Here is a 22,429-nt window from a genome sequence, read left to right on the forward strand (position 1 = left end):
CCTCGACCTGATCCCCGCACCGGAGGCCGCACCATGACCTGCTCTGCCCGCCGTATCGACGTCCACCAGCATCTCCTCCCGCCCTTCTACCGCGACGCGCTCGCCAAGGCGGGCATCACCGGGGCGGGCGGCCGAGCACTGCCCGACTGGAGTCCCGAGGCGGCGCTGGAACTGATGGATCTGCTGGGCACCGCCACAGCCGTCGTGTCCGTCTCGACCCCCGGCGCCGGTTTCCTCCCGGACCCGGCCGAGGCCGCGGGCCTGGCCCGTCGGCTCAACGACTTCGCGGCGCTGCTCCCGGCCGAACACCCCGGCCGTTTCGGCTGGTTCGCCACCCTGCCGATGCCCCATACGGCCGCCTCCACCGCCGAGGCCGAGCGTGCGCTGGACGAACTGGGCGCCGACGGCGTCACCCTGCTCGCCAACCATCAGGGCGCCTATCTCGGCGCGGACGGCCAGGACACACTGTGGCGGACCCTGAACGACCGGAGCGCCGTCGTGTTCGTCCACCCGGCCGACCTCCCGGGGACACCGGCCGTCGACGGTGTCCCGTCGTTCGCCGCGGACTTCCTCCTGGACACGACCCGGGCCGCCTACCTGCTCGTACGAGGCGGCGTTGTGCGCCGCCACCCGGACATCCGGTTCGTCCTCAGCCACGCCGGCGGCTTCCTGCCGTACGCCTCCCACCGCTTGGCCGTCACCCTCGCCGCCGACACCGGCCGCAGCCCGCTGGACATCCTGGACGACTTCCGCACCTTCTACTTCGACACGGCTCTCTCCGCCAGCCCCGCCGCCCTGCCCACCCTGCTCGCCTTCGCCCGTCCCGGGCGCATCCTCTTCGGCAGTGACTGGCCGTTCGCGCCCGCACCCGCCGCCCAGTACTTCGCCACCGGCCTCGACACCGGCGTCGCCCCACCGGTCCTGACGGCCGTCAACCACGCCAACGCCGAAGCCCTCTTCCCCCGCCTGGGCGCGACGCCCGCCCCGGCTCCCAGAACAGGTCTGCGCCGGGCCGCCCGCCAAGCCGCCGCCAGCCTCTTGTTCAAGCTCGTCCAGCCCGGCACCGATTGAACGGCGCCCGCAACGGGGGCGCTACGTCTCGTCGGCGTCGGCGCCGGCATGGTCGTACCATCCTGCTGGACGTGACCCGCGATCTGCCTGTATAGAGTGAAGACCGCCCTTGACCTGCACAAAGCAGGCAGGGAGCCGTCTTCTAGGAGTGCTGAATGCTGCGCACCATGCACAAGTCCAAGATCCACCGTGCCACCGTCACCCAGGCCGACCTGCACTACGTGGGATCGGTGACCATCGACGCCGAGCTGCTGGACGCCGCTGATCTGCTGCCGGGCGAGCTCGTTCACATCGTCGACATCACCAACGGGGCACGGCTCGAGACGTACGTCATCGAGGGGGAGCGTGGCTCGGGTGTCGTCGGGATCAACGGGGCCGCCGCCCATCTCGTACACCCCGGCGATCTGGTGATCATCATCAGTTACGCTCAGGTGACCGACGCCGAGGCGCGGGCTCTGAAGCCACGGGTCGTGCATGTGGACCGTGACAACCGGATCGTGGCCCTCGGGGCCGATGCCTCGGAGCCGGTACCGGGCTCCGACCAGGAGCGCAGCCCGCAGGCCGCGTCGGTCTGACCGAAGCAGGCAGCGCACGCATCGCACCGGGAGTGCCCATGAGCGACATCGAGATCCGCGACGACCGGGCGGCGGGCCGCCTCGAGGCCCTGGATGACGGCGGTGAAGTCGTGGGCCGCATCGAGTACTTCGTGCTGGAGTCGCCCGCACCCGCCCTGGTGCCGGTGCACACCATCGTCGAGCCGGCCCACGAGGGCAAGGGCATCGCGGGCTCGCTGGCGCGCGAGCTGTACGCCGTCTCCGCGCGCGAGGGTGTCCCCGTCGCCCCGCTCTGCCCGTACGTCGTGAAGTGGGCGGCCCGCCATCCCGAGGAGGCTCCGGTGGCCGACCCCGAGCTGCTGAGCGCCGCCAAGGACTGGCTGCGTGCGCACCCCGGGCGGTTCTGACCGACCAGGACCACCCCGGCAGGCCGGGTCGTGGTGGCCGGGTGGGCTCAGCCGGGTGAGTGTCCGGGGCGGAGCCGGGTACGCGGAGGAGTAGTCCAGAGCCGAGCTTCTCGACTGCCCGGAGGACACCATGACGAACCCGCAGCCCGACCCGGTCCCGCCCGGACCCGTCCCCGGCCCACCGGACCCGTACCCGAGCCCGGTGCCGACCCCGCAGCCCCCGCCGTCACCGCAGCCCCCGTCGCCCACGCCGACCCCGCAGCCGGGCCCGCCCCCGGAGCCGTCCCCGTCCCCGGTCCCGCCGGGCCCAGAGCCGGTCCCGAGCCCGGAGCCGGGGCCGCCGCTCACCTGAGCGGGACGGGATCGGCCCCGGTCAGCGCGCGGGAGTGGGCGAATCTCGGGATGGCCCCGGCAGGGGGACGGTGACGGTCAGGGTGCCGTCAGGCCGTCACCTCCGACCTGTCGCCGCCCCACAGGGTGTGGAACGCGCCCTCCTGGTCCACCCTCCGGTACGTGTGCGCGCCGAAGAAGTCCCGCTGCCCCTGCGTCAGCGCCGCGGGCAACCGCTCCGCGCGCAGCGCGTCGTAGTAGGCGAGCGCCGCCGCGAACCCGGGCGTGGGCACGCCCTGGAGCGTCGCGGCCACCAGCACCTCACGCCAGGGTTCCTGCGCCGCCGCGATCTCCGAGGCGAACGTCTCGTCCGACAGCAGGCTCGGCAGGTCCGCCCGGGCGTCGTAGGCGGCGCGGATCCGGTCGAGGAAGGCCGCGCGGATGATGCAGCCGCCGCGCCAGATCGCGGAGACGGCGCCGAGGTCGATGTCCCAGTCGTACTCCTCGCTGCCCGCGGCGATCTCGTGGAAGCCCTGCGTGTACGACACGATCTTCGAGGCGTACAGGGCCTGTTCCACCCGGTCGGCGAAGGCCTGCGCCTCCGCCTCGCCCAGCGTCGACGCCTTGGGCCCTGCCAGGTCGCGCGAGGCCTCGCGCAGCGCCGCGTGCCCCGACAGCGACCGGGCGAAGACGGCCTCCGCGATGCCGGACACCGGCACGCCCAGGTCGAGGGCGATCTGGACGGTCCAGCGGCCGGTGCCCTTCTGCTCGGCCTGGTCGACCACCACGTCCACGAAGGGCCTGCCGGTCGCCGCGTCCACGTGGGACAGCACCTCGGCGGTGATCTTGATCAGGTAGGAGTCGAGGCGGCCCGTGTTCCAGGTGCGGAAGATGTCCGCGATCTGCGCGGGCTGGTACCCGGCGACGTCGCGCAGCAACTGGTAGGCCTCGCCGATCAGTTGCATGTCGGCGTACTCGATGCCGTTGTGGACCATCTTCACGAAGTGACCGGCGCCGTCCGGGCCGACATGGGTGACACAGGGCGTTCCGTCCGCCGCCTTCGCGGAGATCTTCTCCAGCATCGGGCCCAGCGACTCGTACGACTCCGGGGAGCCGCCCGGCATGATGCTCGGGCCGTGCAGCGCGCCCTCCTCGCCGCCGGAGATGCCCGTGCCGACGAAGTGGATGCCCTGCTCGCGCAGTTCGCGCTCGCGGCGGCGGGTGTCGGCGAAGTGCGCGTTGCCGCCGTCGATGATCATGTCGCCGGGTTCGAGCAGCGGGGCGAACTCCCGGATCACCGCGTCGGTCGGCTCGCCGGCCTTCACCATGATGACCAGGCGGCGGGGCCGCTCCAGGGCCGCCACGAACTCCTTGGCGGTCTCGGCGGCGACGAACTCGCCCTCGTGGCCGAACTCCTCGACCAGGGCGTGCGTCCGCGCCACCGTGCGGTTGTGCAACGCGACCGTGTAGCCGTTGCGTGCGAAGTTGCGGGCGAGATTGCGGCCCATGACCGCCAGTCCCGTGACACCGATCTGCGCTGTCGTGCTCATACGGTTGGCTCCTCCGGGGGGTGTGCCCGTCAGTATCGTCCTGGGGACCATCTTGACGGGTTTCCCGACGGGATTCCCGGTGGGGTGCCCCGAGCTTCCGGGCGCGTCGGAGCGGCCGGTTGTCGCCTTGTCATGGCCAGTTCGCGGCCCTTATTTTTGCCCCTCCTGACGCTCGTCGAGGGGGACCTCCATGGCCGTACGCGGCCGGCACCGCCGGTATCAGCCGAACAGGATCAACCGCGCCTCACTCACTGTCACGGCGGGCGGCGCCGGCATGGCGATACCGCTCATCGGCACCGGAGTCGCCCAGGCGGCCGACGTGGACACCTGGAACAAGGTCGCCGCGTGCGAGTCGACCAACGACTGGAACATCAACAACGGCAACGGCTTCTACGGCGGGCTGCAGTTCACCCAGTCCACCTGGGAGGCGTACGGCGGCACGCGGTATGCGCCCCGTGCGGATCTGGCCACCAGGGACCAGCAGATCGCGGTGGCGGAGAAGGTCCTGGACGGGCAGGGGCCGGGCGCCTGGCCGCTGTGCTCGGTCAAGGCCGGACTGAGCAGGGGCGGCGACGCCCCCGACGTCCACCCGAACGGCTCGTCGGGGAAGACGGCCCACGGCACGAAGCCGTCCACGTCCTCCAAGGCCTCCACGTCCTCCATGGCTTCCGCCAAGGGCTCGAAGACGTCCCTCGACGACGTGCGGCCCCAGAGCACGCCCCAGTCGCGGGCCGGTACCGCCGAGATGTACACCGTCGTCCGCGGCGACACCCTCTCCGGCATCGCCGAGACCGAGGAGGTCAAGGGCGGCTGGCAAGGGCTGTACGCGGCCAACCGGACGACCATAGGCGGCGACCCGGACCTGATCCTGCCTGGCCAGCGGCTCAGTCTGAGCGAGCGCGCGGCCGCCGCGGGCAAGGCCCCGAGCCGCCATGCCCCGAGCACCAAGGCCCCGGGCCGCAAAGCCCCGAGCGGCAAGGGGAGCAAGCCGGCCAAGAGCACCAGGACCAGGGACGACGACAAGGCGACGACCGGCCATTCCCTCGTCGCGCCCGTCAGCGCCGCCACCGGGACGCCGTACCACGCGACCGGCTCCTCCTGGTCGAAGGGCTACCACACGGGCGTCGACTTCCCCGTGCCCACCGGCACGTCCGTGAAGGCGGTCGAGGCGGGGAGCGTGGTGAGCGCGGGCTGGGGCGGTTCCTTCGGCTACCAGGTGGTCATCCGGCACGCCGACGGCCGCTACACGCAGTACGCCCACCTGTCGGCGATCTCCGTGCGCGAGGGGCAGTCGGTCGGCGGCGGCCAGCGCATCGGCCGGTCGGGCTCCACCGGCAACAGCTCGGGCCCGCATCTGCACTTCGAGGTGCGGACGGGGCCCGGTTTCGGGTCGGACGTCGACCCGGTCGCCTACCTGCGTGCAGGCGGCGTCAGGATTTGACGCGCACCCGATGCCGGTCGACGGCCGGCATCGGGACGAGCAGCCCTCCGTAGACCGGGGCGTAGTACCACGGTCGTTCGGCGTCGTCGGGGTCCGAGAGGTCCTCCTCGCCGGGCGAGGCCGGGGCCGGTACCCGCCGGTCCTCCCGCACGTCCTCCAGCAGTGGCGCGACCGGCTGTTCCGGAATCTCGATCTGCGCGGGGAGCTCGATCTGCTCGGGGATCGAGATCCCGCCGAGCGCCTCGTCCGCCGCCGGGGCCGACGCGGGGGCGGCGTCGGCCTGGGCCCGCGGGGCGGGAATACGGGCCGGAGCCGCCTCCGCCTGCACAGTTGCCTCCGCCTGCGCCCGCGCTGCCGCCTGCGCCGTCTCCTGCTGGGCTCCCTGCAGGCGCTCCGTCGTGAGCAGGATCAGTCCGCCCGCCGCCACCACACCGCAGCTCAGGGCGAGCGCGGTGCCCGTGCTGCCGTAGCGGAAGGTCTCGCCGAACATCGTGATGCCGACCGCGGCCGCCACCACCGGGTTGATGACCGTGAGCGTGGCCAGCGGGGCCGCGAGGCCCGCGCCCCGGTAGGAGGCCTGCGAGAGCAGCATGCCGGCCGTGGCCAGGACGCCGATCACGGCCAGGGAGGGGATGTCGGCCGCCGTGACGCCGCCGCTCCAGTCGACGGCGACGGTCTTGGTGAACACCGACGACATGCCGAACGCGATGCCCGACGCGGTCGCCAGCAGCATGCTGCGCACCGCCGCGTGCCGATGCGCGGCCCGCGCGGCGACCATCAGGGTCACCACCGCGGCGGCGGTGACCATGGCCACCGTCACCCGCTGCGTGGTGCTCAGCGTCTGCGCGTCGGCCGCCCCGACCAGGGACAGCAGACCGGCGAGACCGACCGTCGCCATGATCGCGCCGCGCCAGGCCGTCGCCCCGGCCTTGCGGCCGACGAACAGCGCGGCCATGGGCAGCGCGAACACGATGGTCAGCGCGCCGAGCGGCTGGACCAGGCTGAGGGGACCGTAGGCGAGGGCCACCACATGGAGGAGTCCACCGAGACCGTTCATCGCGACCGCGGCCCACCAGCTCGGCCGGCGCAGCGGGGCGTACTCCTCGTCGGGCGAGGACACCGCGACCCGCTCCTGCACGATCGCCCCGCCCGCGTACGCGACAGCGGAGACGAGCGACAGGACGACGGACAACGCGAGGGCGCTCATGAGCTGCTCCTCTGCGTGAGGCGGGGGCGCAGGGCCCGGCGCGGCGAACGGTCGGCTCTCATAACCAACACGATGCCTTCTCGATCTGTTCCCGTCGTCGTCCCTGAGCACCCAATGGGTCCTACTACCGATGGAGTACGACGGGCCCGCCGTCCTCCCTCAGGCGGGTGACGTACCAGGGATCCCCCTGATCACCACCCCTACTCGCCTTGGTACTACTGCACTTCGTGGACCTCGACCCCGAACTCGCCGCGCTCCGCCCGCTCGGCGGCTTCTTCGTCCTGCGCACGCTACGAGGCGACCCAGGAGAGCTACCCGGAGCGCTGCCGACCCTCGCACAGGCCTATGCGCAAACCCCCGATCGCGCCGCCTCGGACGGGTACGGAGATCTTCACGTCTCCGGAGATCCGCTGGCCTTCCGGGTCCGAAAGGTCTCCCGGGCCCTGCGCTCCCCGGAGGACCGGATCGCCGCCTCCGTGGCGCAGCAGGGCCTGGCGGCCCGGCTGTGGTCGGTGGCCCTGGGCTGCGCCGTCCTCTACGGACGCGTCCCCGACCTGGCCCCGGGGCTGCTGCGCTGGGACCCGGACGCCGGCGCGCCGGACGACCTGTGGCTGACGGAGATGCGGTCCCTGCCCGGGGACGCGGCGACCGTCGCCGCGACTGTCCTCGTCGGCCACCTCGAACCCCTCTCCGCGGCCCTGCGCGCCCGCCGATCGGTGGCGGCGGGCCTGTTGCGGGGCAATGCCGGATCGGCGCTGGCCGGAACCGCCCGGCAGCTCGACCAGTGGGCCCGGGGGCACGGCCGCCCCGACGTCGCGGCACGCGCGCGTGCCCTCACCGCCGAGCTGTTCACGCACCCCCTCCTCGCCGGCACCGGCACACTGACGGGCACCGCGTTCCGCCGCCACAGCTGCTGCCTGTACTACCGGGTGCCCGGCGGGGGTCTGTGCGGTGACTGTTGCTTCACACGACCCCCGCGCTCTTCCCCACGCGCCCCGTCTGGGTGACCATGAAGGGAGCCGACCGCTGAGACTGGGGGTTTCCGGGTGCGAGTGGGACTGCTGACCCGGGAGTATCCCCCGGACGTGTACGGCGGAGCGGGCGTCCATGTCGAGTTCCTCGCCCGCGAGTTGCGGCGGCTGGTCGACCTCGACGTGCACTGCTGGGGCGAGGGCCGCACGGACGGCGTGCTGCGCCACCGTCCCTGGTCCGCGCTCGACGGAGCCAACGACGCGCTGCGCACGTTTTCCGTGGACCTCGCCATGGCGGCCGCCCTCGAAGGCCGCGAACTCGTCCACTCCCACACCTGGTACGCCAACCTCGGCGGTCACCTCGCCAAGCAGCTGTACGGCGTCCCGCACGTGGTGACCGCGCACTCGCTGGAGCCCCTGCGGCCCTGGAAGGCCGAGCAACTCGGCGGCGGCTACGCCCTGTCGAGCTGGGCCGAGCGGAGCGCGGTGGAGGCCGCCGACGCGGTGATCGCCGTCTCCGCCGCGATGCGCGAGGACATCCTGGCCTGCTATCCGACGCTGGCCCCGGACCGGGTCCACGTCGTGCACAACGGCATCGACACCGGTCTCTACCGTCCCGACCACGGCACCGACGCCCTCACCCGGATCGGCCTCGACCCGGACCGCCCGTATGTGCTGTTCGTCGGCCGCATCACCCGGCAGAAGGGCGTGCCCCATCTGTTGCGCGCCGTACGGGACATCGATCCGGAGGCGCAGGTCGTGCTGTGTGCGGGAGCGCCCGACACCCCGGAGATAGACCAGGAGTTCCGTGATCTCTTCGCGGAGCTGAGCCGGGCCCGGGGCGGGGTGCACTGGATCCCGAAGATGCTGCCGCGCCCCGAGGTGATCCAACTTCTCACGCACGCGGCCGTGTTCGTCTGCCCCTCGGTGTACGAGCCCCTCGGCATCGTCAACCTGGAGGCGATGGCCTGCGGCACCCCGGTCGTGGCCTCCCGGGTCGGCGGAATCCCGGAGGTCGTCGAGGACGGGGTGACCGGGACGCTCGTCACCGTGGACGAGGGATTCGAGGCGGGTCTCGCGAGGGCGCTGGACGCGATCCTCGGCGATCCGGCGGCCGGGCGTCGCATGGGAGAGGCCGGGCGGGCACGCGCGCTGGGGGAGTTCGGCTGGGACGCCGTCGCCCGGCGTACGGTCCGCCTGTACGAGGAGATCCTCAAACAGGCGTAGCGCGCCCTCCACGGGGGAAGGTCATGGATCAACCAGGGTGAGGGGAGCGGCCATGCGTCGTGGTGGGCCTTCGGTACTCGGGATCGTGCTTGCGGGCGGTGAGGGCAAACGCCTCATGCCTTTGACCGCGGACCGCGCCAAACCGGCAGTCACGTTCGGCGGCACGTACCGGCTCGTGGACTTCGTCCTGTCCAACCTCGTCAACGCCGACGTCCTGCGCATCTGCGTGCTCACGCAGTACAAGTCGCACTCGCTGGACCGGCACATCACCACCACCTGGCGGATGTCGAGCCTGCTCGGCAACTACGTCACCCCGGTCCCGGCCCAGCAGCGGCTCGGCAAGCGCTGGTACCTGGGCAGCGCCGACGCCATCCTGCAGTCGCTGAACCTGGTCTACGACGAACGGCCCGAGTACGTGGCCGTGTTCGGCGCCGACCATGTGTACCGGATGGACCCGCGCCAGATGCTCACCCAGCACATCGAGAGCGGGGCGGGCGTCACGGTCGCCGGGATACGGGTCCCGCGCAGCGAGTCCTCCTCCTTCGGGGTGATCACCCCGGGCTCGGACGGCCTGACGGTCGAGCGGTTCCTGGAGAAGCCCGCCGACCCGCCCGGCCTCGCCGACGACCCGGACACCGTGTTCGCCTCGATGGGCAACTACCTCTTCACCACCAAGGCCCTCATCGAGGCCCTTCAGCGGGACGCCGAGGACGAGGACTCCGTGCACGACATGGGCGGCTCGATCCTGCCGCAGCTCACCGAGCGCGGCGAGGCCCAGCTGTACGACTTCAGCGGCAACCACATCCCCGGCGAGACCAGCCGCGACCAGGGCTACTGGCGGGACGTCGGCACCCTCGACGCGTACTACGACGCCCATATGGACCTGATCGCCGAGCGTCCCGCGTTCAACCTGTACAACCGCAGCTGGCCGATCTACACCCACTCGGGTCAGCTCTCCCCGGCCCGGTTCGCCGCGGGCGGCATGGCCAGCGAGTCGATCATCAGTGCGGGCTGTCTGATCCGCGGGCAGGTGACCCGGTCGGTGCTGTCGCCGGGCGTCGTGGTCGACCCGGGAGCGGTCGTGCAGGGCTCGATCCTGCACGACAACGTCCACATCGGGCGGGGTGCGGTGGTGCGCGGGGCGGTCCTGGACAAGAACGTCGAGGTCCCTCCGGGTGCGACCATCGGCGTGAACCCGGAGCGGGACACGGAGCTGTACACGATGTCCAAGAACGGCGTGATCGCCCTGGGAAAGGGCCAGCGAGTGTCCTGAACTTAACGGCTTGTTAACTGTACGTAGTCTGATCGTACTTGACCGTAATCGCCCGGGCGCGCTTGACTACTTGCCTCACCCTTCGTCGTTGCGAGGCAAGTCCTTGACTGCTGATGATCTGCTGGCACCCCTCGACCTGGCGTTCTGGAACCTCGAGTCGGCCGAGCACCCCATGCACCTGGGGGCGCTCGGCGTCTTCGCGGCGCACTCACCCGCCGCGGGAGCCCACGCGGCCGACCTGCTCGCCGCCCGCGCGGCCGCCGTCCCCGGGCTGCGCATGCGGATCCGGGACCTGTGGCGGCCCTTCGGCGCCGGCCGGCCCCTCGACCTGCGCGGCGCGCTCGCCTTCGGCGGCGCGACCCGGGAGCCGGACCCCGACTTCGACCCCGTCCACCACGTCACCCTGCACGCCCCCACCGCCGACTTCCAGACCGAGGCCGGCCGGCTCATGCAGCGGCCCCTGCAGCGCGGCCGCCCGCCCTGGGAGGCACACGTGCTGCCGGGCGCGGACGGCGTCTCCTTCGCCGTGCTCTTCAAGTTCCACCACGCCCTCGCCGACGGCCTGCGCGCCCTGACGCTGGCCGCGGCCGTCCTGGACCCCATGGACCTGCCCGCGCCCCGGCCGCGACCCGCCGAGCCGCCGCGCGGGCGCCTCCCCGACGTGCGCAGGCTGCCCGGTCTGCTGCGCGGGGCCGTCTCCGACGTGGGCCGCGCCCTCGACATCGGCGCCGCCGTCGCCGTGCACACCCTGGGCATGCGCCCCACGCCCGCCCTCACCGCCCGGCCCACCGGCACCCGCCGCACCGCCGGCGTCGTCATCGACCTCGACGACGTGCACCGGATCCGCAAGACCGAGGGCGGCACCGTCAACGACGTGCTGATCGCGGTCGTCGCCGGAGCGCTGCGCCGCTGGCTCGACGAACGCGGCGACGGCAGCGAGGGCGTCGTCCCCCGCGCCCTCATCCCCGTCTCCAAGCGCCGCCCGCGCACCGCCCACCCGCAGGGCAACCGGCTCTCCGGGTACCTGATACGGCTTCCTGTCGACGACCCGGACCCGCTGCGCCGCCTCGGCACGGTCCGCGCCGCCATGGACCGCAACAAGGAGGCGGGACCCGGCCGGGGCGCCGGCGCCGTCGCCCTGCTCGCCGACCACGTCCCGGCCCTCGGTCACCGCCTCGGCGGCCCGCTGGCCGGCCAGGCCGCCCGGCTCTGGTTCGACATCCTCGTCACCAGCGTCCCCCTGCCCAGCCTCGGCCTGAAGCTCGGCGGGAACCCGGTGACCGAGGTCTTCCCGTACGCCCCGCTCGCCCGCGGCCAGGCCCTGGCGGTCGCCGTCTCGACCTACCGCGGCCGCGTCCACTACGGGCTCGTCGCCGACGCCGAGGCCGTCCCCGATCTCGACCGGTTCGCCCGCGCGCTGACCGCCGAGGTGGAGACGCTCATCACGGCCTGCGGCTCTTGACGGGAACGGGTTTGGAGGAGGGGCCCGGCGCTCCGTAAAATTCCCCGTTCGAGGCGGGCGCGGTCGGAGCGCCGCACGGGTGATCAGGGAAGCGGCAGCGCGATGACGGTGACAGAGGACGGCTCGACGGCGGTCACGGAGGAGGTCGTGGACGAGGTCGTGTACGGGCCCGGCATCGACCCGGAGCGGCTCGCCCTCTGCCTCTCCGTGCTGGAGGAGCTCGACAAGCTGGACGTCGACCACCCCGACGCGATCGCCGTGCGCCGTGCCACCGCCGGCATCTACCGCACGGTGAAGCAGCGCCGCCGCCAGGAGCGCCGGGCCGCCAAGACCGCCCACGACAAGGCGGTCACGGAGGCCACGGCGACCGGCTCCGCCCAGCGCATCGACGACGAGACCGAGGGCATCCTCCCGTCGTCGATCACCGAGGAGGGCCGGGTCGCCGGGATACTCCAGCGCCCGCGCTCCTGCTACACCTGCAAGACCCGGTACGTCGAGGTCGACTACTTCTACCACCAGCTCTGTCCGGACTGCGCCGACCTGAACCGCGCCAAGCGCGACGCCCGCGCCGACCTCACCGGCAAGCGCGCCCTGCTCACCGGCGGCCGCGCCAAGATCGGCATGTACATCGCGCTGCGGCTGCTGCGCGACGGCGCGCACACGACGATCACCACGCGCTTCCCCAAGGACGCCATCCGCCGCTTCAAGGCCATGGACGACTCGGCGGACTGGATGCACCGCCTGGAGGTCGTCGGCATCGACCTGCGCGACCCGGCGCAGGCCGTGGCCCTCGCCGACCAGGTCGCCGAGGCGGGCCCGCTCGACATCCTCGTCAACAACGCGACCCAGACCGTACGCCGGCTGCCGTCCGCCTACGCCGCCCTGGTCGAGGGCGAGAGCGCCCCGCTGCCCGCCGGTGAGCTCCCCGCCCACCACGTCATCGGCGCCTTCGGCTCCGGCGCGGTCGACGGCCTGGCCGCGTTGCCCGTCGGCATCAGCGGCCTCGACGCACAGCAGGTCGCCGACCTCGCCCTGGTCGCGGGCAACGCCAGCGTCGCCCGGCACCTCGACGGCACCGCCATCGACGCGGGCGGCCTGGTCCCCGACGTCGTCGACACCAACACCTGGGTGCAGACCATCGAGCAGATCTCCCCGGTGGAGCTCCTCGAGACCCAGCTGTGCAACTACACGGCGCCGTTCATCCTGATCAGCAAGCTGCGGCCGGCCATGGCCGCGGCTGCCCGTGCGGCGACGAGCGGGCGCGCGTACGTCGTGAACGTCTCGGCGATGGAGGGGGTCTTCGGCCGCGGGTACAAGGGCGCGGGGCACCCCAACACGAATGCCGCCAAGGCCGCGATGAACATGGTCACGCGGACCAGCGCGCAGGAGATGTTCCAGGCCGACGGCATCCTCATGACCTCCGTCGACACCGGGTGGATCACCGACGAGCGGCCCCACTACGACAAGCTGCGGCTTGCCGAGGAGGGGTTCCACGCGCCGCTCGACCTGGTGGACGGGGCGGCTCGGGTGTACGACCCGGTCGTGCGGGGTGAGGCGGGGGAGGACGTGTACGGGGTCTTCCTGAAGGACTACGTGCCCGGCAAGTGGTAACCGGAAGCGGTGTACGCCGGTGGTCGGGTGCGCGTGCGTGGGGGCCGGTCGCGCCCCGCGGCAGCCGCTGATCGACGCGGCCCCCGCGCCCCCTCAGGTTGCGGTGCGTGCCGCTCGTACTCTCGTGCCGCCGTCCACCACCAGGTCCGTGCCCGTGATCCAGTTCGCCTCGTCCGACGCCAGCCATACCACCGCTCCCGCCACCTCCTCGGGCTCGCCGATCCTGCCCAGGGGCAATCCCGCCGCTATCTCTTCCTCCCTCGGCTCCCACATGAAGCGGGCCATCTCTGTCCGTACCAAACCGGGGGAGACGGAGTTCACCCGCACCCCGGGGCCCAGCTCGCCCGCGAGTTGCCGGGTGAGGTGGAGGAGGGCCGCCTTGCTCGTGCCGTAGGCGCCCACACCGGGGCCCACATGGGTCGCGCCCTCCGTGCAGATGGTGATGACCACACCGCCGTGCTCGCGCATCCAGCCGTGCCACGCGCACTGCGTGAGCCGCAGGGGCGCCTCGACGTTCACCGCGAAGGCCTCTCGCCACAGCGCCGGGTCGGCGTCCATGAGCGGGCCGAAGGGCTGGTTCGTCGCCGCGTTGTTGACCAGGACGTCCAGCCGGCCGAACTCGCGCAGACACAGGTCCGTCAGCTCCTCGGGGTGACCGGGGTCCCCGACGCTGCCGGCCAGGCCCACCCCGCCCAGCTCCGCGGCGGTCCGCCGCACCTCGTCCGCGTTCCGCGAGCTGACGCACACCCGTGCCCCGGCCTCCGCCAGCGCCCGTGCCACCGCCAGGCCGATGCCCCGCGTGGCGCCCGTGACGACTGCGGCCCTGTCTCGTAACGCATGCGACGACGTCATCGGCGTACGGTCTCACGGTGGGCCGTCAGTCGACAGCCCCGAGACGTGAGGTGCGGGCCGCCACCAGTTCCAGGACCGTGCGCCAATCCTCCAGCACACCCGCGTCGAACCCGGCGACCCGGCCGTCCTCGGCGGCCTGGCGCAGGCTGAGCAGGTCGTCGTCGGCGGGTGTGCCGAGCCAGGGGTGCAGGCCGACGAGGCGGGAGACACGAGGGCCGAGCAGCGGGCGTACGGCGTCGGCGGCGCGCTCCGAGCGGCCGGCGGGGTCGGTGGGACACAGGAGGTGGCCGATGGGGTGGACCAGCCCGGTGAGCTGGAGCTCCTTGTCGGCGGGGCGGCTTCGGCGCAGCAGAGCGGCCGTCTGCAGCGCGTGATCGTGCAGGTCGACGCCGGGCCCACCGCGGCCCGGCGTGTCACGTACGCCCCGGCAGGCGTACAGCAGGTCCATCAGCTCCTCGACGCTGCGCAGCTCCATGCGTCTGTCCTTCCGCGAGACAGCCGTTGCCGGACGCCAGCAGATCATGGCCGGCTTGCGATCGGACGAACGGGACTTGAACGGCACTGCCGTAGCCCGAACGGGCAAATTTAAAAGGCGCGAAACGGGGTAAAAGTGTTCAATTCTCCTACGGAGAGCATGAGAGTGGCTTCCCATGGTTACCTCAAATCTTCAGCCCTATCGAGCGGACCCCCGCTCATTTGGTTACTCTGTAGCGGACGGACGACAAAACGGAGTGCCACCCACACCCACAGTCCGTCATGGGACAAGCCGCTTCACAACGGCCTGCTCTCCACAGGAGTTGCCGGCGCCACCGCGTCCTTGACCGACTTGAGCCAGACCCGAGGGAGCGTCAGGTGCCGGACCGCAGACTGGTCGGCACGCCCCGAGGGTGACCCGACACATAAGGAGTGCGCGGTGACACCGGAGAAGACGAATCGCGAGCAACGCCCCAAGGAACGCCCGGAGCGGGCCGGCCGCAGGCCCGGCGAGATCGGCAGCCTCGACGTGTGGGCCCGCTCCGCCCCGATCCGCCTGGCAGGCTACGAGGACGACCTCGCCGAGCCCCACATCCTGCCCAGCGTGGACTGACCCGCTCGCGATCGCTCACCGCATGGGCGTGCACCCGGCACGCCCATGCCGAGCCCCCTGCTCTCCCGGCCGCCTCGCGTCGCCGTCCCCTCGCTCAGTCGAGCGGCGCCGTCCGCCGCCACGGACGCAGGTTCTCCAACTGCTCCGCCACCCGCAGCAGTTCGCCCTCCGACCCCGGCCGGCCCACCAGTTGCACGGCCGCGGGAGCGCCCGACGGCAGCGTGCCCAAGGGCACCGCCATCGCGGGCCAGCCGGTCAGGTTCCACGGCGGGGTCAGCGGCGAGTAGTTCGTGTTCACCAGGACGTTGCGCAGCCAGCCCCGCTCGTGCCACGCCGCCGCCTTCGGCGACCGTCGCGCGAGCGCCGGTGTGAGCAGCACGTCGTACTCCGCGAAGAACGGCTCCAGACGGCGGCGCAGTTCCTCCCGCGCCGAGCCGTCGCGCACCCCGTTCATGAAGCGCCGGCCGAGGGCCGCGTGCACCCGGGTGCGCCGGGTCAGCAGGCGCGGGTCGAGCGGTGCGGCGTCCACCGCCGTGCCCGCCGTCCAGTGCGCGAGCGAGGTCATGCTCAGCGACAGCGGGTACGGCGGCTCGGCCCGCTCCACATGATGTCCCGCCCGCACCAGCACCCCGGCCGCCTCCCGCGCCGCGCCCGAGTACGGCCCGCTCACCGCGACCCCGGCCAGCGGGCTGCGCACCGAGACGGCGATCTTCAGCGCCCCGGGTTCCTCGGCCCGGACGGCGTCGGCGTCGGTGCCGGCCAGGACCGACAGCATCAGCCGAGCGTCCCCGACCGTCGTCGCCAACGGGCCGTTCTCCGACATCCCGAACCAGTCGCCGTCCCCGATCCCGGCCGGGACGACGCCGCGGCCCGGCTTGATGGTCACCAGGCCGCAGTTGGCCGCCGGTATGCGCAGGGACCCCATGCCGTCGTTGCCCAACGCGATCGGCACCATCCCGGCGGCGACCGCGGCAGCGCTGCCGCCGGACGAGCCGCCGGCCGTGCGCGAGGTGTCCCACGGGTTGCGGGCGGTGCCGTGGACGCCCTCCGTGGTGCCGAAGACACACAGCTCCGGCACGTTCGTCAGACCCACCACCACCGCACCGGCCGCCCGCAGCCGGGCCACGGTGACATGGTCGGCGCCGGCCGGGGTGTCCGGCGTCGCGGCCGAGCCGACGCGGGTGGACTCGCCCCGCACGGCCAGGTTGTCCTTGACCGCCACCGGAACCCCGGCCAGCGGCAGAGCGTCCAGGTCGCCGCGGGCGGCCACCTCGTCCGCCTCGGCGAGCGCCGCCTGCGCCCGCACCGCACGGAACGCACCGATCCGGCCGTCCAGCCGCTCGATCCGCGCGAGATGCTCCGCCACCACCTCACGCGGGGTGACCTGATTCTCCCGCACGGCGGCGGCGATCTCGACGGCGGTCCGGCCGGCCCAGCTGGTCACAGGCAGCTCCCTCGGTGTGCGTGCGCTACTCGCGAGTACGTCGCGTAGGGAGAACTGTGCCCGCCCCGGAGCGCCGAGTCGAGGGGCGACCGCACGTCCGGCAGGTCCCGGTCCCGTGGGTTCCGGTCCCGCAGGTCCCGGTCCCGTGGGTTCCGGTCCCGCAGGTCCCGGTCCCGTGGGTCCCGGTCCCGTGGGTTCCGGTCCCGTGGGTTCCGGTCCCGTGGGTTCCGGTCCCGTGGGTTCCGGTCCCGCAGGTCCCGGTCCCGTGGGTCCCGGTCCCGCAGGTCCCGGTCCCGCAGGTCCCGGTCCCGTGGGTCCCGGTCCCGCAGGTCCCGGTCCCGCAGGTCCCGGTCCCGCAGGTTCCGGTCCCGCAGGTCCCGGTCCCGTGGGTCCCGGTCTCGCGGGGTTCCGGTCCCGCAGGTCCCGGTCTCGCGGGGTCCCGGTCTCGCGGGGTTCCGGTCCCGTGGGTTCCGGTCCCGCAGGTCCCGGTCCCGCAGGTCCCGGTCCCGTGGGTCCCGGTCCCGCAGGTCCTGGGCACGCGGTTCCGGGCATGCCAGTTCCGGGCACGCGGGTTCCGGGCACGTGGCGGCCGGGCACGTGACGGGGCCGGGTGCGTGAGGGCCGGTCACAGGCTCATCTGGGCTCTCAGCCACTCCTCCACCTCGCCCACATGCGCGGCCGCCGCCGCCCGCGCGGCCTCCGGGTCGCGGGCGGCCAGGGCGCGGTGGATCGCCGCGTGCTCGCGGCGCGTACGGGCGAACGCCCCCTCCTCCTGGTAGCCGCGCCAGACCCGGGCCCGGAACGTGCGCGAGGACAGGCCGTCCAGGATCGCCGCCATCGTCTCGTTGCCGGCGGCCGTCGCGATCGCACGGTGGAAGGCGAGATCGTGGGCGAGGATCTCCTCCGGGTCGTCCGTGGCGTTCATCGCCGCCAAGTGCCCCGCCACGACGGCCAGTTCCTCCGGGGTGATGCGGGCGGCGGCCAGTGCCGTCGCCGTCGACTCCAGGATCCGGCGCACCTGGAGCAACTCGACCAGACGCGGGCCCCGCGAGAGGTCGGCCACCACCCCGAACGTCTCCAGCAGATCACCGGCCTTCAACGCGGTGACGTAGATGCCCGAACCGTGCCGGGCCTCCAGCACGCCCAGGACCGTGAGCGCGCGGATCGCCTCACGCATCGAACTGCGGGAGATGCCCAGCTGCGCCGCGAGGTCCCGCTCGGTGGGCAGCCGCTGACCCGGCTCCAGCAGACCGTCGGCGATCATCGCCTTGATGCGCTCGATGGCGCGCTGTGTCACCGTGCCCCTGGGGGCATGCGCGCTGGACGGGGTGTCTTCCACGGGGCCTCTCCTGTCGCTGATGCGCCGCAGTCCAGCCAGGGAGGTGGTCGGACCACTAGAGGCAATAATGCGTCGAATCTCCACTCGGAGGGTGTTGTAGAGGCGAAGTGGTCTGATAAATATGCGACAACCGTTGGAGCGTCCGCCAGACCGACAGCCCCAGGACCAGTCCGACGCCAGACCGGTCGGGCGGCAGCGGTACGTGTATCCCGGCGGCGACTGCTGGACCGCCTGCCTCAAGAGCCGGAAGGAGAAGGCGGCGTGAGCGACTTCGAAGGGCTGACGGCCCTGGTGACGGGGGGCGGCTCCGGCATCGGCCGGGCGACCGCACAGCTCCTGGCCGAGCGCGGCGCCCGGGTCGCCGTCCTCGACCTGGACCTGTCGGACGTGGAGAAGCCGCTGCTCGGCTACCGGGCCGACGTCGGCGACGACGCCTCGGTGCGGGAGGCGGTCGCGGCCGCCGTCAGCGACCTCGGCGGACTGGACGTCCTGGTCAACAACGCGGGCATCGGCGCCCAGGGCACCGTGGAGGACAACGACGACGCCGAATGGCACCGCGTCCTCGACGTCAACGTCATCGGCATGGTCCGCACGGCCCGCGCCGCCCTGCCGCACCTGAGGCGCTCCGCGCACGCGGTGATCGTCAACACCTGCTCCATCGCCGCCACCGCGGGCCTGCCGCAGCGGGCCCTGTACAGCGCGGCCAAGGGCGCCGTGTACTCGCTCACCCTCGCCATGGCCGCCGACCACGTACGTGAGGGCATCCGCGTCAACTGCGTCAACCCCGGCACCGCGGACACCCCGTGGATCGGCCGACTGCTCGACGCGGCCGACGACCCGGCCGCCGAGCGCGCCGCCCTGGAGGCCCGCCAGCCCACCGGCCGCCTGGTCAGCGCGGCCGAAGTCGCGGGCGCCATCGCCTACTTGGCGAGCCCCCTGTCCGGCGCCACCACCGGCACCGCCCTCGCCGTCGACGGCGGCATGCAGGGCCTGCGGCTGCGCCCGGCGGACCCCCGATGATTGGCCTCGGCCGCAGCGGCGTGCAGGTCACCCCTCTCGGCCTCGGCGCCGCGCCCCTCGCCAACCTCTTCTCCGAGGTCAGTGACGAGCAGGCGTACGACACCGTGACCGCCGCCTGGCGGCGGGGCGTGCGCTACTTCGACACCGCGCCGCACTACGGGCTGGGCCTGTCGGAGCGGCGCCTCGGCGCCGCCCTGCGGGACTTCCCGCGGGCGCAGTACACGGTCTCCACGAAGGTCGGCCGCCGTCTGGAACCCGTGGACCCGCCGGCCGGCGACGACCTGGCCAACGGCTTCGCGGTGCCCGCCACCCATCGGCGGGTGTGGGACTTCAGCGCCGACGGCGTACGCCGCTCCCTGGAGGCATCCCTCGAACGGCTCGGTCTCGACCGCGTCGACGTCGTGTATCTGCACGATCCCGACGACCACGCCGAACAGGCTTTCCGCGAGGGCTATCCCGCCCTGGAGAAGCTGCGCTCGGAGGGGGTGGTGGGCGCGATCGGCGCCGGGATGAACCAGGCCGAGATGCTCACCCGGTTCGTCCGCGAGACCGACGTGGACGTGGTGCTCTGCGCGGGCCGCTACACCCTGCTCGACCAGCGCGCCCGCGCCGAACTGCTGCCCGCGGCCGTTGAACGGGGCGTGTCGGTGGTCATCGGCGGTGCCTTCAACTCGGGCCTGCTGGCCGATCCGAGGCCCGGAGCGACGTACAACTACGCGCAGGCGCCGGCCGAGTTGCTGGAGACGGCCCTGCGCATGAAGGCGGTCGCCGACCGGCACGGCGTCACCCTGCGCGCCGCCGCCCTGGCCTTCTGCGCCGCCCATCCGGCGGTCGCGAGCGTCCTGGTCGGCGCCCGCTCGCCGGCCGAGGCCGAGGACTGCGCCGAGCAGTTCGCCGCCCCCGTCCCGGCCGCCCTCTGGGACGAGCTGCGGGACACCGGTCTGCTGCCCTCACAGGAGTCGTCATGAGGATCGCCCTGCACACCAAGGTCCGCGCCGACCGGATCGCCGAGTACGAGGCCGCGCACCGGGAGGTGCCGAAGGAACTCACGGACGCCATCCGCGCGGCCGGCGCCACCTCCTGGACGATCTGGCGCAGCGGCACCGATCTGTTCCATGTCCTGGAGTGCGAGGACTACGCACGCCTCCTCGCCGAGCTGGAGAAGCTGCCGGTCAACATGGTGTGGCAGGCGCGGATGGCCGAGCTGCTCGACGTGGTGCACGACTACTCCGACGAGGGAGCCGGCGCGGGCCTGCCGGTCGTCTGGGAGCTGCCATGACCGTAGCGCGGTCGTCATGAGCGCAGGGGAGCTGTCATGACCGTCGACGCCCACCACCACGTCTGGGACCTGTCGGTGCGGGACCAGGACTGGATCGCCGAAGGCAGCCCCCTGCGGCGGGACTTCGCCGTCGAGGACCTGCTGCCCGAGGCCCGCGCGGCCGGGGTCGACCGTACCGTCCTCGTCCAGACGGTCACCGTGGCCGAGGAGACTCCCGAGTTCCTCGCCCTCGCGGCCGGGCACGAGCTGATCGCGGGCGTCGTCGGCTGGACCGACCTCACCCGCCCGGACGTCGCCGACGAACTGGCCCGGCTGCGGGAGCTCCCCGGCGGCCGGTACCTCAAGGGCGTCCGGCACCAGGTCCAGGGCGAGCCGGACCCGGAGTGGCTGCTGCGGGCCGACGTACGGCGTGCTCTCTCCGCCGTCGCCGACGCGGGGCTGGTCTACGACCTGATCGTGCTGCCCCACCAGCTCCCGGCCTGTGTCAAGGCGGCCGCCGCCCTGCCCGAACTCACCTTCGTCCTCGACCACTTGGGAAAGCCGCCCATCGCCTCCGGCACACTGGAGCCCTGGGCCCGCGACATCAGGACCCTCGCCGCGCTGCCCAACACGGTCTGCAAGCTCTCCGGCATGGTCACCGAGGCCGACCCCGCCTCCTGGAGCGTCCACGACCTGCGCCCGTACGCCCATACGGTGCTGGAGGCCTTCGGTCCGGCCCGGCTGATGTTCGGCTCGGACTGGCCGGTGTGCACGCCCACCGCGTCGTACGGCGAAGTCCTCGGCCTGGCACGGCAGTTGACCGACCCGCGGGACCACGCCCAGATCTTCGAGGCCACGGCCGTCCGCGTCTACGACCTCTGAGAGACCCTGGCCAGCCGGGTCGGCGGCAGATACTCCCGTACATACGTCCGCTCCCAGCACGCGCCCGTCTCCCGCAGCTCACGCCAGGTCGTGTAGCGGTAGCGGAAGAGGCGGGCGCGGATGTGGCGCGGCGGCTCGTCGGGCGGGAACGGGGAGCGGCGCAGCAGTTTCAGGGTGTCGCGGTCGTTCTCCAGCAGCCGTTCCACCAGGGCGCCGAACCACGGCCCGGCGTATGCGGGGGAGAGCGCGGCGAACCACATCAGCCAGTCCAGGCGCAGATGGTAGGGGGCGAACTGACGCGGCCAGCGCCGCGGATCGCCCGGTTTGCCCTTGAACTCGTACTCCCGCCATTCGGACTCCTCGCGCGGCACGTCGTCGAGGGTGCCCTCGACCACCACCTCGTAGCGGATCCGGCTCACGCTGCCGAACGCTCCGTAGGTGTTGACCAGGTGCAGCGGGTCGAAGGAGCGGTTCATCACCTGGCGGCGGGAGAGCATGTTGACCACCGGGTGGTAGCTGAGGAACAGCAGGAGCGCTGCCGCGGCGAGGACCACGATCTCGAACCAGAGCGGTGCGGCGGGGCCCGACCGGTGGCCGGTGGGGAGGGCGAGCGCGGGCACGGCCAGGACGATGGCGATCCAGTTCAGCCAGGAGAAGTTGCCCGAGAGCACCAGCCACAGCTGGGTGAGGATCATCAGGGACGCGGCCGCCGTGGCGACCGGCTGCGGGGTGAACAGCAGGAACGGCACGACGAGTTGGGTGAAGTGGTTCGCGGCCACCTCGATCCGGTGCAGTGGCTTGGGCAGGTGGTGGAAGAACCAGCTCAGCGGGCCGGGCATCGGCTGGGTCTCGTGGTGGTGGTAGAGACAGGTCAGCTTCCGCCAGCAGGCGTCGCCCCGCATCTTGATCAGGCCGGCGCCGAACTCGACCCGGAACAGGATCCAGCGCACCAGGAAGAGCACGAGAACCGGCGGGGCCACCTGGTCGTTGCCGAGGAACACGGCGAGGAAGCCGGTCTCCAGCAGCAGGGACTCCCAGCCGAACGAGTACCAGGTCTGACCGACGTTCACGATCGACAGGTACAGCGCCCACGGCACCAGCCACATCACCATCCCGGCCCAGAGCGGCAGCCGGCCGTCCAGCCCCGCCAGCAGCGCCGCCGACACCGCGCAGCCCGTCCAGGCGACCGCGGCGAAGAGACGGTCGGAGTAGCGCAGCTGGAACAGGCTCGGGGCCGCCCGGAACGGCACCCGCTCGACGAAGCGGGGGATCGGCAGCATCCCGCGCTCACCCAGCAGCGCCCGGAACTGCCATGCCGCCGTCAGGAAGGCGACCAGGTACACACCGGCCAGGGCCCGCTGGAAGACCAGCCGGCTCAGCCAGTACTCGGGTGCGGTGAACCAGTCCACGGCGGTTCGCTCCTCTTCTCCCATTCTGACCTCG

Annotated in this window: 21 protein-coding genes; 14 read left to right on the forward strand and 7 right to left on the reverse strand. The window is 72.6% G+C overall.

Annotated elements, in window-relative coordinates; all coding sequences use genetic code 11:
* Window positions 1–33: 33 nt before the first annotated feature.
* The 3 genes from ACZ5SK_RS03705 (at window position 34) to ACZ5SK_RS03715 (ending at window position 2,032) form a co-directional block, all read left to right on the forward strand.
* Complete coding sequence (locus ACZ5SK_RS03705) at window positions 34–1,071, forward strand: amidohydrolase family protein (protein WP_334582871.1); 1,038 nt, start codon at window positions 34–36, stop codon at window positions 1,069–1,071.
* A 155-nt stretch (window positions 1,072–1,226) separates the two neighbouring features.
* Window positions 1,227–1,646, forward strand: coding sequence for an aspartate 1-decarboxylase (panD, locus tag ACZ5SK_RS03710; RefSeq protein WP_334582870.1), 420 nt, complete (start codon window positions 1,227–1,229; stop codon window positions 1,644–1,646).
* A 38-nt stretch (window positions 1,647–1,684) separates the two neighbouring features.
* Window positions 1,685–2,032: a GNAT family N-acetyltransferase gene (locus tag ACZ5SK_RS03715; RefSeq protein WP_334582869.1), complete on the forward strand. Its 348-nt coding sequence runs from the start codon at window positions 1,685–1,687 to the stop codon at window positions 2,030–2,032.
* Between the two features lie 440 nt (window positions 2,033–2,472).
* On the opposite strand, the gene gndA is transcribed toward ACZ5SK_RS03715, so the two are convergent.
* A complete protein-coding gene (gene gndA / locus ACZ5SK_RS03720) occupies window positions 2,473–3,912 on the reverse strand; it encodes an NADP-dependent phosphogluconate dehydrogenase (RefSeq protein WP_468575271.1) in 1,440 nt (479 codons plus the stop codon).
* Window positions 3,913–4,102: 190 nt separating this feature from the next.
* On the opposite strand from gndA, the gene ACZ5SK_RS03725 reads away from it, so the two are divergent.
* Window positions 4,103–5,353 (forward strand): transglycosylase family protein, encoded by a 1,251-nt coding sequence (locus ACZ5SK_RS03725; RefSeq protein WP_334582867.1) that lies wholly within the window; start codon window positions 4,103–4,105, stop codon window positions 5,351–5,353.
* Here ACZ5SK_RS03725 and ACZ5SK_RS03730 read toward each other — a convergent pair.
* Window positions 5,343–6,560, reverse strand: coding sequence for a DMT family transporter (locus ACZ5SK_RS03730; RefSeq protein ID WP_334582866.1), 1,218 nt, complete (start codon window positions 6,558–6,560; stop codon window positions 5,343–5,345). The two genes, ACZ5SK_RS03725 and ACZ5SK_RS03730, sit on opposite strands and share 11 nt — an antisense overlap.
* Before the next feature lie 209 nt (window positions 6,561–6,769).
* On the opposite strand from ACZ5SK_RS03730, the gene ACZ5SK_RS03735 reads away from it, so the two are divergent.
* The 5 genes from ACZ5SK_RS03735 (at window position 6,770) to ACZ5SK_RS03755 (ending at window position 13,104) form a co-directional block, all read left to right on the forward strand.
* Window positions 6,770–7,567 carry a (2Fe-2S)-binding protein gene (locus ACZ5SK_RS03735; RefSeq protein WP_334582865.1) on the forward strand — a complete coding sequence of 266 codons (798 nt, stop codon included), beginning with the start codon at window positions 6,770–6,772 and terminating at the stop codon, window positions 7,565–7,567.
* Window positions 7,568–7,606: 39 nt separating this feature from the next.
* The gene (gene glgA, locus ACZ5SK_RS03740; RefSeq protein WP_334582864.1) at window positions 7,607–8,758 is read left to right on the forward strand and encodes a glycogen synthase; all 1,152 of its coding nucleotides are present in this window, start codon (window positions 7,607–7,609) and stop codon (window positions 8,756–8,758) included.
* Between the two features lie 52 nt (window positions 8,759–8,810).
* Window positions 8,811–10,031: a glucose-1-phosphate adenylyltransferase gene (gene glgC, locus ACZ5SK_RS03745; protein ID WP_334582863.1), complete on the forward strand. Its 1,221-nt coding sequence runs from the start codon at window positions 8,811–8,813 to the stop codon at window positions 10,029–10,031.
* A gap of 103 nt (window positions 10,032–10,134) precedes the next feature.
* The gene (locus ACZ5SK_RS03750; protein ID WP_334582862.1) at window positions 10,135–11,493 is read left to right on the forward strand and encodes a wax ester/triacylglycerol synthase family O-acyltransferase; all 1,359 of its coding nucleotides are present in this window, start codon (window positions 10,135–10,137) and stop codon (window positions 11,491–11,493) included.
* 102 nt (window positions 11,494–11,595) lie between these two features.
* A complete protein-coding gene (locus ACZ5SK_RS03755; protein WP_334582861.1) occupies window positions 11,596–13,104 on the forward strand; it encodes an SDR family NAD(P)-dependent oxidoreductase in 1,509 nt (502 codons plus the stop codon).
* Window positions 13,105–13,197: 93 nt separating this feature from the next.
* Here ACZ5SK_RS03755 and ACZ5SK_RS03760 read toward each other — a convergent pair whose 3' ends face one another.
* Window positions 13,198–13,956 carry an SDR family oxidoreductase gene (locus ACZ5SK_RS03760; RefSeq protein ID WP_334582860.1) on the reverse strand — a complete coding sequence of 253 codons (759 nt, stop codon included), beginning with the start codon at window positions 13,954–13,956 and terminating at the stop codon, window positions 13,198–13,200.
* Window positions 13,957–13,981: 25 nt separating this feature from the next.
* The gene (locus tag ACZ5SK_RS03765; RefSeq protein ID WP_334582859.1) at window positions 13,982–14,431 is read right to left on the reverse strand and encodes a hypothetical protein; all 450 of its coding nucleotides are present in this window, start codon (window positions 14,429–14,431) and stop codon (window positions 13,982–13,984) included.
* 438 nt (window positions 14,432–14,869) lie between these two features.
* Between ACZ5SK_RS03765 and ACZ5SK_RS03770 the strand changes: the two genes are divergently transcribed.
* A complete protein-coding gene (locus tag ACZ5SK_RS03770; protein ID WP_107472678.1) occupies window positions 14,870–15,043 on the forward strand; it encodes a hypothetical protein in 174 nt (57 codons plus the stop codon).
* Window positions 15,044–15,137: 94 nt separating this feature from the next.
* Here the strand turns inward: ACZ5SK_RS03770 and ACZ5SK_RS03775 are convergent, their stop codons facing one another.
* Both ACZ5SK_RS03775 and ACZ5SK_RS03780 read right to left on the reverse strand, forming a co-directional pair.
* Window positions 15,138–16,487 (reverse strand): amidase, encoded by a 1,350-nt coding sequence (locus ACZ5SK_RS03775; protein ID WP_468417544.1) that lies wholly within the window; start codon window positions 16,485–16,487, stop codon window positions 15,138–15,140.
* Between the two features lie 625 nt (window positions 16,488–17,112).
* Window positions 17,113–17,826: a FadR/GntR family transcriptional regulator gene (locus ACZ5SK_RS03780; protein ID WP_334582857.1), complete on the reverse strand. Its 714-nt coding sequence runs from the start codon at window positions 17,824–17,826 to the stop codon at window positions 17,113–17,115.
* A 261-nt stretch (window positions 17,827–18,087) separates the two neighbouring features.
* Between ACZ5SK_RS03780 and ACZ5SK_RS03785 the strand changes: the two genes are divergently transcribed.
* From ACZ5SK_RS03785 to ACZ5SK_RS03800, 4 genes are read left to right on the forward strand one after another with little or no spacing between them, the layout of a single operon-like run.
* Window positions 18,088–18,846, forward strand: a complete 759-nt coding sequence (locus tag ACZ5SK_RS03785; RefSeq protein WP_334582856.1) for an SDR family NAD(P)-dependent oxidoreductase — start codon at window positions 18,088–18,090, stop codon at window positions 18,844–18,846.
* Window positions 18,843–19,814 (forward strand): aldo/keto reductase, encoded by a 972-nt coding sequence (locus tag ACZ5SK_RS03790; RefSeq protein WP_334582855.1) that lies wholly within the window; start codon window positions 18,843–18,845, stop codon window positions 19,812–19,814. Before ACZ5SK_RS03785 ends, ACZ5SK_RS03790 begins: the two co-directional genes overlap by 4 nt.
* Window positions 19,811–20,125 carry an L-rhamnose mutarotase gene (locus ACZ5SK_RS03795; protein WP_319674214.1) on the forward strand — a complete coding sequence of 105 codons (315 nt, stop codon included), beginning with the start codon at window positions 19,811–19,813 and terminating at the stop codon, window positions 20,123–20,125. The genes ACZ5SK_RS03790 and ACZ5SK_RS03795 overlap by 4 nt, the downstream gene beginning before the upstream one ends.
* A 36-nt stretch (window positions 20,126–20,161) precedes the next feature.
* Window positions 20,162–20,986, forward strand: coding sequence for an amidohydrolase family protein (locus tag ACZ5SK_RS03800; RefSeq protein WP_334582854.1), 825 nt, complete (start codon window positions 20,162–20,164; stop codon window positions 20,984–20,986).
* Here the strand turns inward: ACZ5SK_RS03800 and ACZ5SK_RS03805 are convergent.
* On the reverse strand, window positions 20,974–22,395 hold the full coding sequence (locus ACZ5SK_RS03805; RefSeq protein ID WP_334582853.1) for a lipase maturation factor family protein: 1,422 nt from the start codon (window positions 22,393–22,395) through the stop codon (window positions 20,974–20,976). The two genes, ACZ5SK_RS03800 and ACZ5SK_RS03805, sit on opposite strands and share 13 nt — an antisense overlap.
* Window positions 22,396–22,429 lie beyond the last annotated feature (34 nt).

This window comes from Streptomyces sp. NPDC031474 (assembly GCF_055581185.1).